20 protein-coding genes are annotated in these 18,430 nt (G+C 68.8%); 5 read left to right on the top strand and 15 right to left on the bottom strand.

The genetic code is table 11. The annotated features are described in order from the left end of the window. Positions 1-55: 55 nt before the first annotated feature. The 3 genes from MA876_RS10905 to MA876_RS10895 all read right to left on the bottom strand — a co-directional run bounded on the left by MA876_RS10905 (position 56) and on the right by MA876_RS10895 (position 2,855). Positions 56-634 (bottom strand): GNAT family N-acetyltransferase, encoded by a 579-nt coding sequence (locus MA876_RS10905; protein ID WP_248148756.1) that lies wholly within the window; start codon positions 632-634, stop codon positions 56-58. A gap of 197 nt (positions 635-831) precedes the next feature. After that, positions 832-2,247 carry an HNH endonuclease signature motif containing protein gene (locus MA876_RS10900; protein WP_248148754.1) on the bottom strand — a complete coding sequence of 472 codons (1,416 nt, stop codon included), beginning with the start codon at positions 2,245-2,247 and terminating at the stop codon, positions 832-834. A gap of 167 nt (positions 2,248-2,414) precedes the next feature. Beyond that, positions 2,415-2,855, bottom strand: coding sequence for a MarR family winged helix-turn-helix transcriptional regulator (locus tag MA876_RS10895; protein ID WP_248148752.1), 441 nt, complete (start codon positions 2,853-2,855; stop codon positions 2,415-2,417). A gap of 66 nt (positions 2,856-2,921) precedes the next feature. Between MA876_RS10895 and MA876_RS10890 the strand changes: the two genes are divergently transcribed. Next, positions 2,922-3,290: a VOC family protein gene (locus MA876_RS10890; RefSeq protein ID WP_248148750.1), complete on the top strand. Its 369-nt coding sequence runs from the start codon at positions 2,922-2,924 to the stop codon at positions 3,288-3,290. Between the two features lie 92 nt (positions 3,291-3,382). Continuing rightward, positions 3,383-3,730, top strand: a complete 348-nt coding sequence (locus MA876_RS10885) for a LysR family transcriptional regulator (RefSeq protein ID WP_248148748.1) — start codon at positions 3,383-3,385, stop codon at positions 3,728-3,730. Here MA876_RS10885 and MA876_RS10880 read toward each other — a convergent pair. From MA876_RS10880 to MA876_RS10865, 4 genes are read right to left on the bottom strand one after another with little or no spacing between them, the layout of a single operon-like run. Beyond that, positions 3,727-4,503, bottom strand: a complete 777-nt coding sequence (locus MA876_RS10880) for an EI24 domain-containing protein (RefSeq protein WP_248148746.1) — start codon at positions 4,501-4,503, stop codon at positions 3,727-3,729. The genes MA876_RS10885 and MA876_RS10880 overlap by 4 nt on opposite strands. A gap of 41 nt (positions 4,504-4,544) precedes the next feature. Continuing rightward, positions 4,545-6,107, bottom strand: a complete 1,563-nt coding sequence (gene dacB / locus MA876_RS10875; protein WP_248148744.1) for a D-alanyl-D-alanine carboxypeptidase/D-alanyl-D-alanine endopeptidase — start codon at positions 6,105-6,107, stop codon at positions 4,545-4,547. Beyond that, a complete protein-coding gene (locus tag MA876_RS10870) occupies positions 6,104-7,264 on the bottom strand; it encodes a serine hydrolase domain-containing protein (RefSeq protein WP_248148742.1) in 1,161 nt (386 codons plus the stop codon). Before MA876_RS10870 ends, dacB begins: the two co-directional genes overlap by 4 nt. A gap of 46 nt (positions 7,265-7,310) precedes the next feature. Next, positions 7,311-8,735, bottom strand: a complete 1,425-nt coding sequence (locus MA876_RS10865; protein WP_248148740.1) for a LuxR C-terminal-related transcriptional regulator — start codon at positions 8,733-8,735, stop codon at positions 7,311-7,313. A gap of 148 nt (positions 8,736-8,883) precedes the next feature. On the opposite strand from MA876_RS10865, the gene MA876_RS10860 reads away from it, so the two are divergent. After that, positions 8,884-10,089: an alpha/beta hydrolase family protein gene (locus tag MA876_RS10860; RefSeq protein ID WP_248148738.1), complete on the top strand. Its 1,206-nt coding sequence runs from the start codon at positions 8,884-8,886 to the stop codon at positions 10,087-10,089. A gap of 46 nt (positions 10,090-10,135) precedes the next feature. Here the strand turns inward: MA876_RS10860 and MA876_RS10855 are convergent, their stop codons facing one another. The 4 genes from MA876_RS10855 to MA876_RS10840 are packed head-to-tail and all read right to left on the bottom strand — an operon-like array spanning position 10,136 to position 12,372. Further along, positions 10,136-10,900 (bottom strand): ABC transporter permease, encoded by a 765-nt coding sequence (locus MA876_RS10855; protein ID WP_248148736.1) that lies wholly within the window; start codon positions 10,898-10,900, stop codon positions 10,136-10,138. Next, entirely contained in the window at positions 10,900-11,667 is a 768-nt protein-coding gene (locus MA876_RS10850; protein ID WP_248148734.1) for an ABC transporter ATP-binding protein, read from the bottom strand. The genes MA876_RS10855 and MA876_RS10850 overlap by 1 nt, the downstream gene beginning before the upstream one ends. Continuing rightward, positions 11,664-12,029 carry a DUF1048 domain-containing protein gene (locus tag MA876_RS10845; RefSeq protein ID WP_248148733.1) on the bottom strand — a complete coding sequence of 122 codons (366 nt, stop codon included), beginning with the start codon at positions 12,027-12,029 and terminating at the stop codon, positions 11,664-11,666. Before MA876_RS10845 ends, MA876_RS10850 begins: the two co-directional genes overlap by 4 nt. Position 12,030: 1 nt before the next feature. Then, positions 12,031-12,372, bottom strand: coding sequence for a PadR family transcriptional regulator (locus tag MA876_RS10840; RefSeq protein ID WP_248148731.1), 342 nt, complete (start codon positions 12,370-12,372; stop codon positions 12,031-12,033). Between the two features lie 108 nt (positions 12,373-12,480). Between MA876_RS10840 and MA876_RS10835 the strand changes: the two genes are divergently transcribed. Both MA876_RS10835 and MA876_RS10830 read left to right on the top strand, forming a co-directional pair. Then, positions 12,481-13,146 carry an esterase/lipase family protein gene (locus MA876_RS10835; protein ID WP_248148729.1) on the top strand — a complete coding sequence of 222 codons (666 nt, stop codon included), beginning with the start codon at positions 12,481-12,483 and terminating at the stop codon, positions 13,144-13,146. A gap of 58 nt (positions 13,147-13,204) precedes the next feature. Then, positions 13,205-14,497 (top strand): hypothetical protein, encoded by a 1,293-nt coding sequence (locus tag MA876_RS10830; protein ID WP_248148724.1) that lies wholly within the window; start codon positions 13,205-13,207, stop codon positions 14,495-14,497. A gap of 6 nt (positions 14,498-14,503) precedes the next feature. On the opposite strand, the gene MA876_RS10825 is transcribed toward MA876_RS10830, so the two are convergent. From MA876_RS10825 to MA876_RS10810, 4 genes are all read right to left on the bottom strand, one after another. Next, a complete protein-coding gene (locus MA876_RS10825; protein ID WP_248148722.1) occupies positions 14,504-15,823 on the bottom strand; it encodes a ClC family H(+)/Cl(-) exchange transporter in 1,320 nt (439 codons plus the stop codon). Between the two features lie 2 nt (positions 15,824-15,825). Then, positions 15,826-16,281 carry a hypothetical protein gene (locus tag MA876_RS10820; protein WP_248148721.1) on the bottom strand — a complete coding sequence of 152 codons (456 nt, stop codon included), beginning with the start codon at positions 16,279-16,281 and terminating at the stop codon, positions 15,826-15,828. Between the two features lie 70 nt (positions 16,282-16,351). Continuing rightward, complete coding sequence (locus MA876_RS10815) at positions 16,352-17,152, bottom strand: DUF1275 family protein (protein ID WP_248148720.1); 801 nt, start codon at positions 17,150-17,152, stop codon at positions 16,352-16,354. A gap of 4 nt (positions 17,153-17,156) precedes the next feature. Beyond that, positions 17,157-18,326 carry a cupin domain-containing protein gene (locus MA876_RS10810; protein WP_248148719.1) on the bottom strand — a complete coding sequence of 390 codons (1,170 nt, stop codon included), beginning with the start codon at positions 18,324-18,326 and terminating at the stop codon, positions 17,157-17,159. Positions 18,327-18,430 lie beyond the last annotated feature (104 nt).

Below are 18,430 nucleotides of genomic sequence, written 5' to 3'. Positions count from 1 at the left end.
CGCGCTCCCACCGATGTCATACTGCGCCACACGCGCAGCCGACTCGCCGCTGCTGTCAGGCCGGTGCGACGACCTTCCGCATGACGGTCTTGTTCTTGCCGATACGGCGCTCGAACGTGAACCCCGCCGCTTCGAAGATCCCCGGCGTGACGTTGTGGAGGAAGGACGCCGAGACCCGCTTGCCGGGCTCGACGACGTTGGGGAACGACACGACTTCGCCGCCGCCCGCCTGCGCGATGAGGTCCAGCGCGCCGTGGAGCGCCTCGGTCGCGACGCCGCCGCGCCGATGGTCGCGATCGACGAAGAAGCACGTGATCCGCCACGGTGCCTGGTGCGACTCCTCGGCGTCGAACTGCTTGCGGTGGTAGATGTTCGGCAGCTCGAGAGGGCTGCCGTACTCGCACCACGCGATCGCCTGATCGCCGTCGAAGACGAGTGCCGCGTGCGCGACCCCCTCTTCGACGAGTCGTCGCTTGAAGGTGGGGCCGTCGTACTCCCTCTTGACGGTGTCGGCGGTGTCGCCGTGGAAGTACGAGCAGTAGCATCCGCCCCACACGCCGTTGTGCTTCTCGGCGAGCGCGAGCCACGCCGGGAAGGTGTCGAGTGTCAGCGGCTTGATGACGTGGTCGGTCATGGGCCCATTGTGGGCGTATCGCGCGATGAAGGGAATGAGGGATCGGGATGCTCCGCCGTGACGGTCGTGGCATGCACCTGTGCCCGCACGTCGTTGAGTGACGAAGCCGGACTGGGATGAACTGAGCGCCGAGAGCGTCTCCGGCGCGGCGACATCCGCGCGGGTTCTCAACCGCCGTCATCGTTCCGACCATCGCTTCATGTGCGCCGGTTGAGTCGCTCGAGGAGTCTGGTGGGTGAGGTGGTGGCGGGACGCCAGCGGGGCTCGCGTTCGGCCCAGGGTGGGGCCTTCACTTCGGGGACGCCGTTGCTCATGCGGATCTGCCAGCCGTGATTGGCGAGGTGGCGGTGGTGGTACCAGCACAGGAGCACACCGTTCTCGGTGTGGGTGGAGCCGCCGAGGGCCCAGTCGACGACGTGGTGGATCTCGCACCAGGCGGCGGGCACCCCGCAGCCGGGGATGACGCATCCGCCGTCTCTGAGGGCGATGGCGCGGCGCTGCCGGCGGTTGAAGACGCGTTCCTCGGTGCCGAGCTTCACGATCCGCCCGTTCCCACCGGTCAGGATCCGTTGGATGACCCCCGCGCAGCCCGCGTGCACGGAGGCGGCGAGGGAGACGGGCTGCCCGTCGATGTGCGCCCACCCGCGACCTTCGATCAGATCCTCTTCCCGCACCGAGACGACCAGGGTCGGTGCGGCGCCGCCGATCGTGGGAAGGAGCCGGCTGGATGCCGCGACCGACAGCGCGGTCGCCAGAGCGTCGTGTCGCTTCTGTGTGGGCGTGCGCACGTCGGAGCGATAGTCCAACGGGTCGGGCTCGACGTCCGCCGACGGGCGAAACATGACCGGCCCGTCCTGGTCGACGCGCGGTGACCCGATCGCGTGACAGATCAGCTCGAACTGCTTCGCGACCTCGACCATCAGATTGCCGCTGATCGGGACGACCCCGTCGCGTTCTCGTCCGAGCGTGATCCCGCGCACCCGCAGCGCGCGTTCCTCGCGGGGTTCGGCGCCATCCTGGTCGAGGTAGGTCGCCCACGTCGTCGCGTGGATCTTCAACAGATCCGCCGATGCGGGCGGCGCGCCGTCGGGGCCTTCCCCGCGAGCGATCGCGGCGATGACCTGATCGGCGGTGAGGACTTTCTCGTACGGCACCCGCCGCGACATCTCGGCCAGCGGACTCGCGACCGCGAGCACCCCGTCGAGCCCGATGACCCCGTCGATCATCGCGTCGTGCAGTGCGGGAAGCATCCCCGGCATCGCCGTGCCGGCGAACGATACTCGCGCCATGGTCGGCTTCGCCGCCCGCTGCAACCTGGCCGCGGTCGACGCGGAGCACCGGGCCAGTCGCTGCACGAGCTCCGACACGTCATGACAGCCCATCCGCGACGTGAGCCGATCATCCCGCGCAGCCGACTGAGACCGGCGCGATACTTCACCCGTCGCCTCGACGAGCACCGCCTCGGTGAGGCGCTGCAGCTCGGCTGCGAGGGCCAGTGCGCGGGTGATCTGCTCGTCGGAAGCGGTCAGAACACGACCCTCGCCGAGGGCCCCCGTCACGTGCGCGCGCGTCTGCTCGACAGCCTCTTCGAGGTGGTCGAGCAGTGCATCCATACGACCATTCTGCCCAGGGCCACCGACATTCAACCCGAGGTTGAAACCCCAGGCAGAGCAGGATTTCCGGGCGGGCGTTTCGTCTCGCTTCGCTCGCTCAACGACCGGGGCTGCGGCGGGCGCGGTACGCGGCCATTCGTCACCGACCAGCGCGCCCCGCAGCGCGGTCAGGGAGAGCGCAGGGAGCGCACCACGGTCTTCAACGCCGTGAACGCGATCGCCTGCTCCTCCGGTGTCATGCCGCGCAGCATCCGGAGCTCCACCGAACGCACGGCGACCGTCGCCTTCGCGAGAAGGGCCCGCCCACGCGGGGTGAGTCGCGCCGGCAGTGCTTTGCCGACCGGCGCTTCGTCCGGACGGACGACCTGCCCATCCCGCTCGAGCGTCTGCAGCAGGACGTTCATCGACTGCCGCGTCACGAAGGCTCCGCGCGCGAGCTCGGAATTCGACAGCCCCGGGCGCTGCGCGAGCAGTTCCAGGCACGAGTAGTGCGTGATCGTCATGCCGAGCGGCCGCAGCGCTTCCTCCATCGCACCCCGAAGGGCGCTCGCGGCCTCTTTCAGCAGGTAGCCCAGCGACGTCTCGAGATCGATCCCGGCTTGACTCATGTCAGTAGTCTGACATACGGTAGGGCACGTGTCAGATAACTGACATCAGGATGCGAGGAGCGCAACATGCCCGTCACCGGCCCCGACTTCATCTCGCTGCAGACGACCGACCTCGCCGCATCGCACGAGTTCTACGAGCGCCATCTCGGCCTCGTGCGCTCCCCCGCCGGGCCGCCGCATGCGGTCGTGTTCGAGACGACGCCGATCGCCTTCGCCCTGCGCGAGGTCGTCCCGGGCACCGACATCACCGCGACCCCGCAGCCGGGGATCGGGGTGGCGTTGTGGCTCCACGCCACCGACGTGCAGGAGATCCACGATGCACTCGTCGCTGACGGGCGGACGATCGTATCGGCTCCGGTCGACGGCCCGTTCGGCCGCACGTTCACCTTCGCCGATCCCGACGGCTACCACGTCACCCTGCACGACCGCGCCTGACCGCCCCACGAGCCGTCGCGACGTAGGAGCTGCGATCCACGAAGACACCGTGCGGCTGAATGTCTCCGTATCCTGGGCGGGGAGGCACATTCGTGAAGATCGCTCTGCTCCGCCGGTTCGTCGTCGCGGCCGACGAACTGCACTTCCCGCGCGCGGCCGAGAAGCTGGGCATCCCGCTGGCATCGCTCTACACGTCGATCGACAAGCTCGAGGCAGAGGTGGGGCAGCCTCTGTTCAGCCGCGACGGCGGCCAGACGCGCCTGACGAAGGCCGGGTCACTGCTCCTCGCCGATGCCCACGAGCTGATCGCGAGCGCGCCGCCGCCTGCACCGAGGACGCCCCCACCTGCCGGAGGCAAGGCGAAGGCATCGAAGGGGAAGGGTCGCGCCCCCGCCGTCAAGGGGCAGCCGAAGCCCTACAAGAAGCGCCAGGGTCGCTAGGAGCGGGCGGTGGGCGCCAAGAAGGACTGCGCCAACAGCGTCGATCCCGCCACGGCCGCCGGCATCGTGGCGATCGCACCGAACGGCACGAGGAAGCAGAGCTGCGTCGCGACACCGAACCCGAGCGCCCGCGCGCGATGCCGAGCCAGGAGTCGCCGACGCGCGGCACGATCGATGCCCCGCGCCGAGAGAGCGCGCGCGCTCAGCTCGTCGGCGATCAGCCATCCCGTGAGGCCCACGCCGACGACCGCCGCGATGACACCGCCCACGACCGGGATGAGTCCGAGCACTGCGGCGAAGATCGCCACGAGCGCTCCGCGCGCGAGGAGCGAGAAGGTGTCGCCGACGGCGCGCCAGAATCCCTCCGCACCGTCGACGGCGTCGCCCCCGGCATCCCGCTCCACCGCTCTCCAGATCCGGTCGTAGAACGGCTCGCCGAGCAGCAGTGTCAGCGCCGTGAACGAGACGGCGACGATGACGAGGGCCGCGCCGACCATGGCCGTGCCGATCGTGATGCGGATGACGGTCGCCCACACGCCGGGCCACCCCTCGGCGAAGGGCGTCACGGCGGTGACGATGCCCGGCAGGTATGCGCCGAGAACGATCAACCCGCCCAGGAAGAGCAGCGCGACGATCGCAGCCGGCACGAGTCCGAGCGCCATGAGTCCGGGGCGGCGGGTCCACCACCCGAATCCGCGAGCCAGGAGACCCGCACCGCCCAGGAACTCGCGCATGGCTCTCACTGCGGGGCTCTCGCGGACCTGATCACGCATCCACTCTGCCGTGCCGTGCGCGGCTCCGCGAACAGGGCACCTCAGAAGGACTGCTGGATGGCCGCCGCGACCGCCCCCACATCGTCGTTGCTCGTGAAGACGCCCTCGATGTCGTCCGAGAAGCCCTGGTTCATGATGATGACGAACGCGAGCTCTCGCCCGCTCTCGGCCTCCATGACGCCACCGAGCGCTTTGGTGTTGAGCCTCAGCCGACCGTTCACGAGATCGCCCTCGACGAGCGTGCCGGTCTTTGCGAAGACCTTGCCCGCAGCGGGGCTGTCGGGTTGCACCGTCGCGAGTGATCCGTCGACACCCAGGATCGGCATCGTCGCCCGCCACTCATCCGCATCGGGGCGCTCGGCCATGATCGTCTGCGCCGCGACGCCGTTCTCGGGAGTGATGTAGTTGCCGTTGAGACCCGAGCCGTCGACGAGCGACATGCCGGTGATGTCGAGGCCGGCATCCGCCCACAGCCTGCCGACCTCCTCGAGGCCCGCACTGCAGTCGTCCTCGCCCGCCTCGACCGACAGAAGGCACACATAGGCCTGCGCGCCGCGGTTGTAGCTGATCTTCATGATGTACGTCGCCTGCTGCGAGAGCGGCAGCGAGTCGAACTCCGCGACCGCCGGCAGTGCGGCCACCGCATCCTTCGAAGGCAGCGACGCCGCCGGATTCTCGGCGATCGGGTCGCCGCCGACCGTCACGCCGGCACGCGCGAGCGCCTCGATGAACGCCGTGCGAGCGAACGTCGCGGGGTCCTCCAGCGCGTACACCTTCAGGACGGGATCGCTGTCGGCGGCGATCGTCCCGCCGACGGCGAGCGCTCCACCACCCGTGGATTCCGGGTTGGAGACCTCGAAGTCCTCCCCCGCCGCGACGGTCTCGACCGTGCTCACGATGTGCCAAGGCGCGACGGCCGGAGTCATCTCGACCGTCGCCGGCTCGCCGGGCTCGCCGGGCGTGATGAGCACGTCGATCAGATTCTGATTGACGACGATGGGCGTGATCGGCTCGTCCGCGAGCTCGCCCTGGAAGAGCCGGTCGTCGACGATGACCGTACCGGTGACGGTGTCGATGCCGGATGCCTTGACCTGCGCCGCGAGCTCGTCGAGCCCCGCAAGGGGATCCTCGGTCGTGAGCGTCGCGCCGGGGATCGGATTCGCGTCATTGTGGTCGAGGTCGGCGAAATCGACGGTGCCGTCGGGCTTCGTCCTGCCGCCGAGCGTGATGTCGCCCATGCCGACGAGGACGAGGTCGCCGTTCATCGTCGGGCCGGTGATGTCGCCGGTGCTCTTGACGGGCGTCGTGATGACGTGATCGGGCCCCCACTTGAGCCATGCCGCGCCGACGCTGTAGCTCTTGGTGAACGACGCGGGTTCGGCCATCTGATCGGCGCCCAGATCGATCAGGACGTCGCCCGTCGCGATGTCCCGCACCGAAATGAGCCAGCGGCCGTTCGCGTACTGCGGCTGGTTCATGACCTCGAGCGCGGCAGCCGGCACGGCGGCGTCGCTCGCCTCGGGTTCGGGGGTGCCGAACGTGCAGGCCGTGAGCGACCCGACGAGCGCCGCGACCGCGGCGACGGACCACATCCGGCGCGTCATGACGTCGCCTCGCCCGCGAGCACCGCGGCCATACGCCGGAAGGTCTGGTCGGCGGGATGGGCCTTCGGTTCGACGTTCGACTCGTTCATGAACACCACGATGCTCGCTCCCGTCTCGGGGTTGTGGAAGACGGCGGCCGTGTATCCGAGGCCCTCGCCGTTGTGGCCCCACCACCCGTTCGTCTCGCCGATGCCGAGGGCATAGACGTCGTACGGCGGTCCGGCATCCAACGGCCACCCGTCTTCGCGCTCGGCCTGCGTCGCGGGATCGAGCAGCGCGCCCGTCGCGAGGGTCTCCGCCCACAGGCGGGTGTCTTCGAGTGACGAGACCATCGAACCCGCCGGCCCGAAGATCGAGAAGTTCTGGTCCGCCGGTTCCCGCGGATCGGCGTCGGGGCCGTACCCGAGCGCGTGCGGCTCGGTCCAGGTCGCCACGTCGAGCAGGTACCGCGTGTCCTGGAGCCCGAGCGGCTCGAGGATGCGGTCGTTCAGCACGTCTTCATACGAGGCTCCGGTGACCTTCTCGATCACCGCACCGAGCAGATTCGTGTTCGCGTTGGTGTAGACGTGCTCGGCACCCGGCTCGAACTGCGCCGGCTTGCCCAGCATGAAGCCGTTGAGCTCGTCCAGCGTGAAGATGCGTGTCGGGTCCTCGCTGAAGACCGCGACGAAATCGTCGTTCGTGTAATCGGCATTGCCGCTCGACATGTTGGCGAGCTGGCGCAGCGTGATCCGGTCGCCGTTCGTGACGCCGTCGACGTACCGGTCGATCGTGTCGTCGAGCGTGACTTCGCCCTCGTCGACGAGCTGCAGCAACAGGGTCACGGTGTAGGACTTCGTGACGCTGCGCAACGGCCACGACATCTCGGTCGTCGTGGGCTCTCCGCTCTCGATGTCCGCGACTCCGGCCGCCACCGTCCACGATCCTGCGCCTGGGACCCAGACGCCCACGGCCGCACCCGGGACGTCGTACTCGGCCATCGTGTCGTCGAGCACTGCCTGCAGCTGTGCCTGCAGGTCATCCGGCAACGCGCCCTCTTCACTCACCGACGGGGTGGGATCGGGAGCGGACGCCGGCGCGCAGCCGGCGAGGCCCGCGATGGCGACGATGGATGCCGCGGCGAGAGCAGCACGGCGCTGCACGGATCGATGGCGCACGGATGAAACGGTCAAGACGGCCCCCCGAAGTCGATGTGTTCGAAATCTATCGACCCAGGGAGGTCGCGTGGGAGGGACCTAGGTCCTCACCACTCCCCGATGCGTCCTCCTGAGCCGTCAGGTAGAGCACGACCGCCTGCACGCGGCGGTGGGCCTCGGCATGCATCGGCAATCCGAGCGCGTCGTAGATGCGCGAGACGTGCTGGACGACGGCTTTCTCGGTGAGCACGAGCTTCGCGGCGATGCTCGCGTTGCTGCGCCCCTCGGCGACGAGCTCGAGCACCTCGCGCTGCCGAGGAGTGAGCGCCCCGATCGTCGAGACGAGCTGCTCCTGCGACACGAGGGCGGCCTGCTTGGTCGCGCGCAGGTCGGCGCTGAGGCGTTCGCGCTCGACCGCGATCGCGACGATGCTCCCGGCGGCGGCGACCAGTGCGGCGTCGGTGATGAGCTCCGCGTCGTAGGCGATCGCACCGACGATCACGCCGTGTGCGGAGATGTCGCTCCACCCTCGGCGAGGGTCGTTGCGCGGCGGCGCCTCGCGCCCGTCCGCATCGACGAGCGCGCCGGACTGCTCCGATGAGACATACAGGGCGAGTGACGGATCGCCCAATGCGCGGGACAGCACCTCGGCGAGGCGGTCATCGGTCGCGGATGCCTCGCCGAGCCACGTTCCGAGCTCCTCCAGACCGCCGGTGCGCGGAAAGCCACCGCGCAGCAGTCCGAAGACGAAGGCGATGGGCACTCCGGCGAGGACGAGGAACTGCAGCATGTCGCCCAAGAGCGGATCGATCGGCACGAAGGCGCGCAGCAGCGAACGCACCGGCGTGAAGAGCACCGCGAAGATGCTGTATGCCAGCAGCGGAATGAGGAGCCGCCGGTGCGCGTCCTCGGCGCGCCGGAGGCGACCCGACAGGATCACGACGGCGCTGACGGTGACCGCTGCGCCGGCGAGCGACTGCACCGGCTTGGCGATGGCGACGACGCCGGGCGCGTCTGCCACGGCGAGCGGGCTGCCCGGGTCCAGCAGATACAGCGGCATCTGCAGGACGAGCGAAACGAAGTAGGCGGCCGCGACGGTCCACCGGGCGGCGGGCGTCTCGAGGCGCCCGGTCGGGAAAGCCAGGACGAGATGGATGACGGCCGCGAGCGCGACCGTCGCGAAGACGGCTCCGATCGCCTCGAGAACGGGGACTTCCGTGCTCGCGATGCCGCCGAGCAGCACGGCGGCGCCCGTCCAGACCATCAGCGCGCCCATGGCGTTGCTCGGCCGGCGCCGCCACGCGATGATTCCCGCGATGACGTACACGGCGAATCCGAACGGCAGAGCGAGCGTCGCGATCGCGTGGAGCTGTACGGTCTGCAGCAGGACGGCGACCTCGATCACGACGACCAGGAGGCTCAGAGCCGCGATCGCGAACAGGGCGCGGTCGAGTGAGCGCGCGGTGTCGGATCGTACCCGAGCGGGGGTCATCTGCATCCTCCCCCGGACGACGCGCAGCGATTCCGTCGCCAGTCTAGGGAAGGACCGCATTGAGGACCCAGGTCCCTGTTCGAGGTGCGCGCCGGTGGCCATCATGGACGTGCGTCCGCACGTTCACCGATGCCCCACGGAGGCCGCCATGACCGATCCCACCCTCACCGGCGTCGCGTTCGCCGATCCGCAGTTCGACGGCCAGTTCGTCCGCCTGCTCGACACGATCCCCTACGGCGGTGCCGACTTCGGCGAAGCGTTCATCACCGCGAAGCTCATCGGCGACGACCGCGATGCCTGGTTCGTGCAGTGGCAGGCGCTCGGAGACAGGATCATGGCGGATGCCGAGAAGAGCCTCGCTGCCGGCCACGCCGTGAGCGCTCGAGAGGGATTCCTGCGCGCGACGACCTATTACCGGACGTCGGGGATCTTCCATCTCGCTCCCCCGCTGGACGATCGGCTGATCGCGTCCTACCGGAACCAGAAGAACGCCTTCCGCCGGGCATCCGCTCTCATGGACGAGACCTTCACGAGCGTGACGATCCCCGTCGACGGCCAGGAACTCGACGCGTACTTCGCCACACCCGCCGGAGACGGCCCGTTCCCGACCGTCATCCTCGTCGGCGGGTACGACGGCACGATGGAGGAGACGTACTTCGCGGGGGGCGCCGCCGCACTCCGGCGCGGCTATGCGATCCTCCTGATGGACGGGCCCGGGCAAGGCGGGGCGCTCATCGAGAAGGGGCTGCACTTCCGACCCGATTGGGAGACCGTCGTGACGGCCGAAGTCGACTGGCTGCTCACGCGACCCGAGGTCGATGCCGAGAAGATCGTCGCCCTCGGCCGCAGCTGGGGCGGGTTCCTGGCGCCGCGCGCAGCGACGGCCGAGCATCGGCTCGCGGCCGTGATCGGCGATGCTCCGCAGTACGACGTGGGCGCCGGCGCGAAGTTCCTGCTGCCGGCCGAGTATCGGGACCAGCTGGAGACCGGCGACGCCGACACGCTGAACGCGGCGCTGCGGGCCGAGATGGCGGCATCCGCCGAGCTCGCGTTCACCTTCGACCGAGGCATGCTCACGCACGGCTTCGACACGCCGCTGGAGTATCTGCGCGGTTCCGCGCCGTACACGCTCGCCGGACTCGCGGACCGGATCAGCTGCCCCGTGCTGCTCGCCACGGGCGAGAACGACCCGCGAAACCGCTCCGCGCAGCAGCTCTACGACGCGCTGCCGTCCCCGAAGGAGTACATCCGCTTCACGAACGCCGAAGGTGCGGGCGAGCACGACGAAGCGGGCGCCGCGGCCCTGTTCAGCCAGCGGGCGTTCGATTGGCTCGACGAGACGCTCGGGCGCTGACGAAGGGCCGCCCCCACCGGGAGCGGCCCTTCGAAATCGCGCAGATTCAGCGGAACCTGCGGCGGTAGATCGCGGCCGCCGCGAAGTACGCGACCACGAGGATGCCGACGAGCCACGCGAGCGCGACCCAGATGTCGGTGCCGACGGGCTGGCCCGAGAACAGCGACCGCATCGTGTCGACGATCGACGTGACGGGCTGATTCTCGGCGAACCACGCGACCGGCGCGGGCATCGAATCCGTCGGCACGAAGGCCGAGCTGATGAACGGCAGGAAGATCAACGGGTAGCTGAAGGCGCTCGCGCCGTCGACGGTCTTGGCCGAGAGCCCCGCGATGACGGCGATCCACGTCAGGGCGAGGGTGAAGAGGATCAGGATGCCGGCGACGGCCAGCCACGCGCCGAACGACGCTCCCGTGCGGAAGCCCATGATCAGAGCGACACCGACGACGATCGCGACGGACACCAGGTTGGCGACGAGGGACGTGAGCACATGCGCCCACAGCACGCTCGACCGCGCGATCGGCATCGACTGGAAGCGCTCGAAGATCCCGCCCTGCAGATCGAGGAACAGCCGGTACGCCGTGTAGGCGATGCCCGACGCGATCGTGATGAGCAGGATGCCGGGGAGCATGTAATCGATGTAGGACTCGCTGGATCCCGTGTCGATCGCGCCGCCGAGCACGAACACGAACAGCAGCATGAGCGCGATCGGGGTGACCGCGGTCGTGATGATCGTGTCGGGGCTGCGGAGGATGTGGCGCAGCGAGCGCCCGGTGAGGACGCTGGTGTCGCCGATGACGTGAGCGGTCATCAGGCCGCCTCCTTCTTCTCTTCTCCCACGAGCGCGAGGAAGACCTCTTCGAGCGTGGGCTGCTTCTCGACGTACTCGACCTTCGCCTGCGGCAGGAGCCGCTTGAGCTCGGCGAGCGTGCCGTTCTGGATGATGGTGCCGCGGTTCAGGATCGCGATCCTGTCGGCGAGCTGCTCGGCCTCGTCGAGGTACTGCGTCGTGAGCAGGACGGTCGTGCCGGATGCGGCCAGCTTCTTCACCGTCTGCCACACCTCGATGCGGGCCTCGGGGTCGAGCCCTGTCGTCGGCTCGTCGAGGAAGATGATGGGCGGGTCGCCGATCAGGCTCATCGCGATGTCGAGCCGGCGTCGCATCCCTCCCGAGTAGGTTCCGGCGCGGCGAGAGCCGGCTTCGGTGAGCGAGAAGCGCGCGAGCAGATCGTCGGCGACGGCGCCGGGGTTCTCGAGGTGTCGCAGCTGCGCGATGAGCACGAGATTCTCGCGTCCCGAGAGGATCTCGTCGACGGCGGCGAACTGCCCGGTCAGGCTGATCGATTCGCGAACGTCCTGCGCCTGCGACGCGATGTCGAAGCCGTGGACGGCAGCAGACCCGGCATCCGCCTTCAGGAGCGTGGAGAGGATGCGGACGAGCGTCGTCTTGCCGGCGCCGTTCGAGCCGAGCAGGGCGAAGATGCTGCCCCGCTCGACCTCGAAGTCGACGCCCTTCAGGACGGCGAGGTCCTTGAAGGACTTCTCGATCCCCTGCACCCGGATGGCTGCGTCGGTCATGACTGCTCCTTCTCGACGTCGTCGATCGCCTTGTTGAGGCGCGCGCGCTCCTTGTCGATCCACTGCTTGCCGCCGTACGCGGCGGCGAACTCCTCCGCGAACGCGGCCGGGTCGTCACCGACGATCTGGCGGATCGGCGTGCCGTCGAGCGCCGCGCGCTCCCAGAAGTCGGCACTGTCGAGGAACATCTGCACGATCACGTCGCCCTCGACGACGCCGCCGTAGTACATGAGGTAGCGGTTCACCGCAGCGGCGGTGGTGCGGTACGGCTCGGGCAGCGCTTCGAGACGCGCCTTGGCCTCTCGCCACTGCTTCTTCTGCTCGAGCGGTCCGGTGATGAATTCGATCCACTTGGCGGCCATGTCAGTTCTCTCTCTCTTCGCGGTTTCGGTGGAGCTGTTCGATGCGTTCGGCGAGGAAGCTCCATGTCCTCCAGAACTCGTCGAGCTGAGCCCGACCGGTGAGGTTGATCGTGTAGACCTTGCGCGGCGGGCCCTTCTCGGAGGGCACCTTCTCGACGTCGACGAACCCCCGCTGCTCGATGCGCACGAGCAGCGCGTAGACGGTTCCTTCGACGAGCTCGGTGAATCCCTCGTCCCGCAGCCGCGCGGTGATCTCATACCCGTATGCGGGCTGCTCGGCGAGCACCGCGAGCACGATCCCCTCGAGCGTGCCCTTGAGCATCTCGGTCATCTGACTGGCCATGCTCACCCCTACTCTGTATCGCTGACTACCACTAGACGGTAACACTGAGTACCGGTACTCAGCAAGACTGAATAGCGAATTCTTCGCGGCATCCATCACAATCGGACGGTGACCTCCGCCTTCCGCAACCTCGCCTGGTGGGCGCAGGACTACGTGTACGCGGGAATCTGGCAGGTGCGCGCGTTCTTCAACCGCGTCGATCCGACGACGTACCGCACGGGCGAGCGCACGCCGATCGTCGTGATCCCCGGCGTCTACGAGACCTGGAAGTTCCTCCAGCCGCTTGTCGAGGACGCCCACGCGGCGGGGCATCCCGTGCACGTGCTCGGCAGGCTCCGCCACAATCGGCACCCCGTCGTCGAGTCGGCGGACAGCGTCGCCGGATACCTCGAAGAGCATGACCTGACGGATGCCGTCATCGCCGCGCACAGCAAGGGCGGCCTCATCGGCAAGCAAGTCATGATCGGGCCCTCGGGCCACCGCGTGCGATCGATGCTCGCCGTCGCCACTCCGTTCGGCGGCTCGCGCTACGCGAACCTCATGTGGGGACGCACTCTGCGCGATTTCTCGACGACGGATGCCACGATCCTCGCGCTCACCGAGCAGCGCGACGTCAACGCGCGCATCGTGTCGATGTACGGGCACTTCGACCCGCACATCCCCGAGCGCAGCGAGCTGCCGGGCGCGACGAACATCGAGCTCGACACGGGCGGGCACTTCCGCATCCTCGACCACCCGCGGGTCCTCGCGGAGCTCCTGTCTCTCGCCGACTGACGCCCCGGAAGAGTGAGCATCGCTTACCGATCGACGTCCGCTCATTAGGCTGACGACCATGGGAATCACCGCCGTCGCAGCGCATCGCGTCGACGCCACCACGACGGAGCGCCTGGGGCTCCTCGGCATCGAGGTCGAGCAGCGAGACGGCGACGCGTCGCTCGCGGGCGCGCTCGCCTACGGCGCGCTCATCGGCATCGCCGAGCGCGGGACGGATGCCGCAGCCGACCTCCTCGCCGCCGCCGACACACTCTCGGCGACCGGTGGCGGCCCTCTCGCCGTCGTCGTGTTCCCCGCCACGCTGCCGCTCCAGCCGGGGCCGGTCGCGGTGCTCTCCCCCGCGGGCGCGGTGTCGGCCTACGAGCTGTACATCGCCGCAGCGGTGGCCGCGGCATCCGGCCGTCGCGTCGAGCACCTCAACGGTCGCGGGACGCTCGCCTCGGCGACCCACTCGGGCATCGCGAGTCGAGTGCTCGCTCGCGCGGCAGCGCCCGCGTGGCACGAGTTGACCTTCGCGCGTCCGGAGCGCTCGCTGCACGAGCTCGTCACGCGTCCGGCCGCGATCGTCGTCGCCGTTCCTCCAGGCTCGACGGAGGCCGCCGGGGTGATCGCCGGTCATCCCGACGCCGATGTCTTCGTCGTCTTCGACCGCGCGCACGTGCAGCACGGCGCGACCGTCGCGGATCAGGCGGCGGCGATGGTCGAGCTGGCCTTCGGTCTCGGCGTGCCGACGGCACCCGAGGTCGACGCCGAGCGGCCGCGCGACGCGGCCCCGGTCGAGGCGCCGGACCCGTTACCGGACCTTGCGGCGATCCGCACGTCGGACGTCGTCCATGTCCGCCTCACCGCGACGACGCTGGAACTCACCAACCGCACGCGACAGCGCCTCCGCGTGCGGGTGGACCTCGGGTCAGAACGCGAACCGGGCGACGTGCGCGCCGCCTTCGAGACGACGCTGGAGCCGGGTTCGGCGCGCACCGAAGACACGGAGTCCGTGGCCGGAATCTCCGACCTCGAGCGCCCCGTCGCCGTCATGCGGCACTGGAGCCACACGTCGGAAGAGGTCTACGAGGGCGGTGAGCAGCGCATGCTCGCGCTCCACGTCGCGGTGCTCGACGGCGACGGCGACGTGCGCGCCGAGCACTCCTACCGGCCCGGCAACGGCCTCGACTTCCTCGTCACGGCTCGAGATCTCACCGCTCTGCTCGGTCGACCGGTCGCGCGCAGCATCCTTCCCGAGCCGGCCGTCACCTCGACCGGCGAGACACCGCGAGGCGAGCTGCTGTCGGCACTTGCAGCGGCGCTCGACGTCGGTGCGGGTGTCCTCGCGATGCGCGCAGCGAACGGGTGAGCGCACTCAGGATCGAGCGCGCAGCGTGATCTCGCGCAAGCTGTCGTAGACGGGCGCGGACTTCACGAGCATCGCCGTCACGACGGCCGCTCCTGCGGCCAGGAGCATCGGCACCGTGACCGTCGTCACCGCCGTCATCTCGACGATCAGGACGATGCCCGTGAGCGGCGCTCGCACGGTCGCGCCGAACATCGTCGACATGCCGACGATCGCCATCGCGATGAGGAAATCGGCGCCGAGGCTCGGCGCCATCACCAGCACGATCTGACCGAAGATCGTGCCGAGCAGCGCTCCGACGGCGAGCAGGGGAGCGAACAACCCCCCGGGCGTGCCCGCGGCATACGACAAGGGGCCGGCCACGAACCGGATCAACAGGTACATCAGCAGAAGAGGCGGCGCGAACGCCTGGCCCGTCAAGAGCAGCTGCGTCAGGGCGTCACCGCCGCCGACCGTGAGCGGGTCGACGAACAGTGCCAGCCCGATGAGAGCGCCCACGACGCCGGCCCGCACGACGGCGGGGACGCGCGAAAGCGCTGCATCGAGATTCACCAGACCGACCACGAGCGCGTTGTAGGCCGCTCCGAGCAAACCGAGCAGAACGCCGAAGACGAGGAACATCGGCAGCGTGTACATCGGTGGATTCGGCACGTGGTGCACGAGGAAGTCGGGATGGTCGCCGATCACCAGACGGGCGCACGCGATCGCGGCACCGACGCCGAGCACGGTGGGCACGATGAGCCGATAGCTCGCCGACTTCGTCACTTCTTCGATCACGAAGAGCGCGCCGCCTACGGGGGCGTTGAAGGCGACCGCGAGACCCGCCCCCGACATCGCCGTCTGCAGGAGCCGGTGATCATCGGCATCCAAGCCGGCGGCCTTGCCCACACCGGCCCCGAGTGCGGCTCCCATGTGCACCGTCGGCCCCTCGCGCCCCAGCACCATTCCCGAGCCGATGGCTGCCAGACCGCCCGCGAAGCGCACGGGCACGACCGACAGAGGCGGCGACGGCAGCTGCTGCCGGTAGACCGCTTCGACGTCCTGGATGCCGCTGCCCGCCGACTCCGGCGACAGCCGGACGAGCAGGATCGCCACGATGGCGCCCGCCGCGCAGAAGCCGATGACCGCCACCCAGCCGAAGGGCACGGTGTGCGCCCACGTCGACAGCTGCTCGCGAAAGGCCGCGGCGTGCAGCAGCAGCCAGCGGAAAGCCCCTCCGATGAATCCGATGAGCACGCCCGAGATGATCGCGAGCCCACCGAGCACGACCAGGACGCGCGCGGCCCGGCCCAGTCCGGGCTCGTTGTCGGCAGGGGGCGCGTCAGCCACGATCAGGGGTTCTCGACCCGCACACGGATCTTCACGAGCGCCGTGTAGATGTGCTCTCGATTCGACAGGTAGGCAGAGATCGCAGCGGCATCGGCGTCCTCGGCGAGCGGCCGCGTGCCGACCACGAGCACGACGTAGCGCCGCCCGATCGCGTTCGCCGTCCAGTCGTCGGTGACGGGCTGATCGAGCCACACGCCTGCGGGCGTGCACAGTTCGACGCGCAGAGCGCGGAGGGACGCGTAGAGGATCTCCGTGCCGATCGGCAGGATGTCGCCGTCGGCGTCGAGGCGCTTGAGCCCCATGCCCGAGACAGCCTCGGCGAGCGACCCGTCATCTGGATCGGTGAGCGGATGCACGAGGACGTACGCCGTCGGCTCGCCGAAGGGGTTGGGCGCGGACCACGTCGTGAGTCCGACCTCGAGTCCGGCTGCCGCGATAGGGGATGACGTGTCGCTCACGCTTCGAGATTATCGGGCACCGTCGGCGCCGCCCGCGCCACGAGCGAGCATCGGTCTCATATTCGCCGCGTCACGCGAAGCTGCCGCCCGGCGTGGGATCCACGTTCTTGAACCCCTTCGCCAGCGCCACGAAGAACAGCGCGAGCAGGATCACGGCGGGGATGAAGATGGATGCTCCGTTGAGGAGCTGGTCCGCTCCGAAGCCGATCGCCGCACCGCCGGCGAATCCGAGCAGGACGAAGAAGAACAATCCCGCCCACTTGATGTTCGTCGAACCGTTGATGCCCTCGCGCTTGAACGCGGACTGGACCAGGAAGTTGAACGCCATCTGGACGACGAACGTCACCGCCACGTTTCCGTAGAGCATGCCGCTGTTCTTGTGGAACGCGTTGCCCTGCGCTCCGGCGATGAACGAGATCGCCAGGGCGAGCACGTGGGCCGTGATCGTGTGGTCTGCCGAGAGGTCGACGCCGGCGGCGCGGCCATCACCCGAACCGACCAGCACGATGGCGAGGATCGCGATGATAACCAGCAGAACGCTTCCGACGAGCAGGACCCCGGGTGTGTACGGTCTTCCGCTGCGCTGGAACGTCGTCATGAGCACACCGCACAGTGCCGAGCCCAGGCCGAAGGCCAGCACCGCGAGGGCCGGGAAGGCGAACTTGCCGAGATCGCCCTGGATGAGCCAGTACCCCATCGAGATGATGTTGCCGGATTGCACGGTCGAGAACGTCGCGGCGTTCGCGAGCGACCAGGCGTTCATCGCCCCCGCAGCCAGTGCCAGGAAGAAGCCGACGAGCGGCAGCTCCATGAGCGGGAAGTTCGAGGTCTCGGGCGCCGGCCTCCCGGCGCCCGTCGAGGTCGTCGACACGACGCTACTTCTGGATCTTCGACTGGTCGTACCAGATGACCGGCGCCGGCAGGTCGTCGGTCGGCAGCGACTCGACGAACGCATCCGTCGACAGCAGGTGGTCCGCGACGATCTGGGTCGGGTTGGATGCGAGCCACTTGCGTGCCGAGATGTCGGAGTACTCGGGGTGCTTGAAGATCTCGACGAAGATGAGCGTCTCATCGCCGATGTTCTGCACGTAGTGCCCCGCCACGATCGGGACGATGCCGACGTCGCCGGCCCGGAAGTCGAAGGTGCGGGCCGTTCCGCCGGAGAGGAACACCGACATCCGCGCCTTGCCCTGGATGTAGAACTGCCACTCCGAGGCCTTCGGGTGCCAGTGCAGCTCCCGCATGCCCCCGGGCTCGACCTCGATGAACGCGGCGGAGATCGTCTTGGCTGCGGGGAAGTTGTTGACGTCGACGATCCGGACGCGGCCGGCCTCGGACTCGATGACCGGAGCGTCCTTCATGTGGAAGGAGAACGGCGAGGGCACCTTGCCCGCGGGCGTGGGACGCTCGACGTCGGCGATCGGGCCGGGGACGTTCGCCTTGAAGATGTAGAGCTCGTCCTTCGGGAACTGCGAGATCTCGACCTCGGTCTTGCGGAAATTCGCCGCGACGACGTCCGTGGGTGTGTGTGCGAACCAGTCCGACAGCAGGAAGGTGTTGTTCTCGGAGAAGTCGGGCTCGCTGAAGACGAGGAGGAACTCGCAGCCCTGGTCCAGGGCCTGGATCGAGTGCGGCAGGCCCGCCTCGAAGTTCCACAGGTCGCCTGCGACGAGGTCGTCGATGAAATAGCGGCCGCGCTCGTCGACCGAGGTGACCCGCACGTTGCCGGTCAGCATGAGACCCCATTCCGCCTCTTTGTGCCAGTGCAGCTCGCGGTAGGCGCCGGGCTCGAGGGCCATGTTGACGCCCGCGACATCCTGCGACGACGGCAGATCGCGGTTCGTCACCTCGCGCGCCCAGCCACCCGGCTCGAGCCGTTGGTGCGAGTCCGAGAAGGAGTACTTGAGGTTCATGACGGTGCCGCCGTCGGTGGGGGGCGGAACGAGGATGTCGGGATCCTCGCGGTCGCGCCAGATGTCGCGCGGCCCGAGGTCGAGCCATCCCTTTCCGTCCGAGGGGCGGATCGGCTGCGGCGTATCGGTCATTCCCACTCCCGTTCATGATGACGCCTCGACGACGGGCTCATCGGAACCCGCGGCGCCAGTACCTGTCAATGTATCGAGCGCTCTCGCGACGATGCCAGAGCGTT

It is taken from the genome of Microbacterium aoyamense (assembly GCF_023155855.1).
Taxonomy (GTDB): domain Bacteria; phylum Actinomycetota; class Actinomycetes; order Actinomycetales; family Microbacteriaceae; genus Microbacterium; species Microbacterium aoyamense.
The sequence above is the reverse complement of the archived record's forward strand: the minus strand, read 5'-3'. Positions and strand labels throughout refer to the sequence as shown.

What these genes read in the sequence shown, in the direction of transcription:
- MA876_RS10905 (WP_248148756.1), bottom strand. Translation starts at nt 634, where the DNA reads ATGACCGACCACGTCATCAAGCCGCTGACACTCGACACCTTCCCGGCG.
- MA876_RS10900 (WP_248148754.1), bottom strand. Translation starts at nt 2,247, where the DNA reads ATGGATGCACTGCTCGACCACCTCGAAGAGGCTGTCGAGCAGACGCGC.
- MA876_RS10895 (WP_248148752.1), bottom strand. Translation starts at nt 2,855, where the DNA reads ATGAGTCAAGCCGGGATCGATCTCGAGACGTCGCTGGGCTACCTGCTG.
- MA876_RS10890 (WP_248148750.1), top strand. Translation starts at nt 2,922, where the DNA reads ATGCCCGTCACCGGCCCCGACTTCATCTCGCTGCAGACGACCGACCTC.
- MA876_RS10880 (WP_248148746.1), bottom strand. Translation starts at nt 4,503, where the DNA reads ATGCGTGATCAGGTCCGCGAGAGCCCCGCAGTGAGAGCCATGCGCGAG.
- dacB (WP_248148744.1), bottom strand. Translation starts at nt 6,107, where the DNA reads ATGACGCGCCGGATGTGGTCCGTCGCCGCGGTCGCGGCGCTCGTCGGG.
- MA876_RS10865 (WP_248148740.1), bottom strand. Translation starts at nt 8,735, where the DNA reads ATGACCCCCGCTCGGGTACGATCCGACACCGCGCGCTCACTCGACCGC.
- MA876_RS10860 (WP_248148738.1), top strand. Translation starts at nt 8,884, where the DNA reads ATGACCGATCCCACCCTCACCGGCGTCGCGTTCGCCGATCCGCAGTTC.
- MA876_RS10855 (WP_248148736.1), bottom strand. Translation starts at nt 10,900, where the DNA reads ATGACCGCTCACGTCATCGGCGACACCAGCGTCCTCACCGGGCGCTCG.
- MA876_RS10850 (WP_248148734.1), bottom strand. Translation starts at nt 11,667, where the DNA reads ATGACCGACGCAGCCATCCGGGTGCAGGGGATCGAGAAGTCCTTCAAG.
- MA876_RS10845 (WP_248148733.1), bottom strand. Translation starts at nt 12,029, where the DNA reads ATGGCCGCCAAGTGGATCGAATTCATCACCGGACCGCTCGAGCAGAAG.
- MA876_RS10840 (WP_248148731.1), bottom strand. Translation starts at nt 12,372, where the DNA reads ATGGCCAGTCAGATGACCGAGATGCTCAAGGGCACGCTCGAGGGGATC.
- MA876_RS10830 (WP_248148724.1), top strand. Translation starts at nt 13,205, where the DNA reads ATGGGAATCACCGCCGTCGCAGCGCATCGCGTCGACGCCACCACGACG.
- MA876_RS10810 (WP_248148719.1), bottom strand. Translation starts at nt 18,326, where the DNA reads ATGACCGATACGCCGCAGCCGATCCGCCCCTCGGACGGAAAGGGATGG.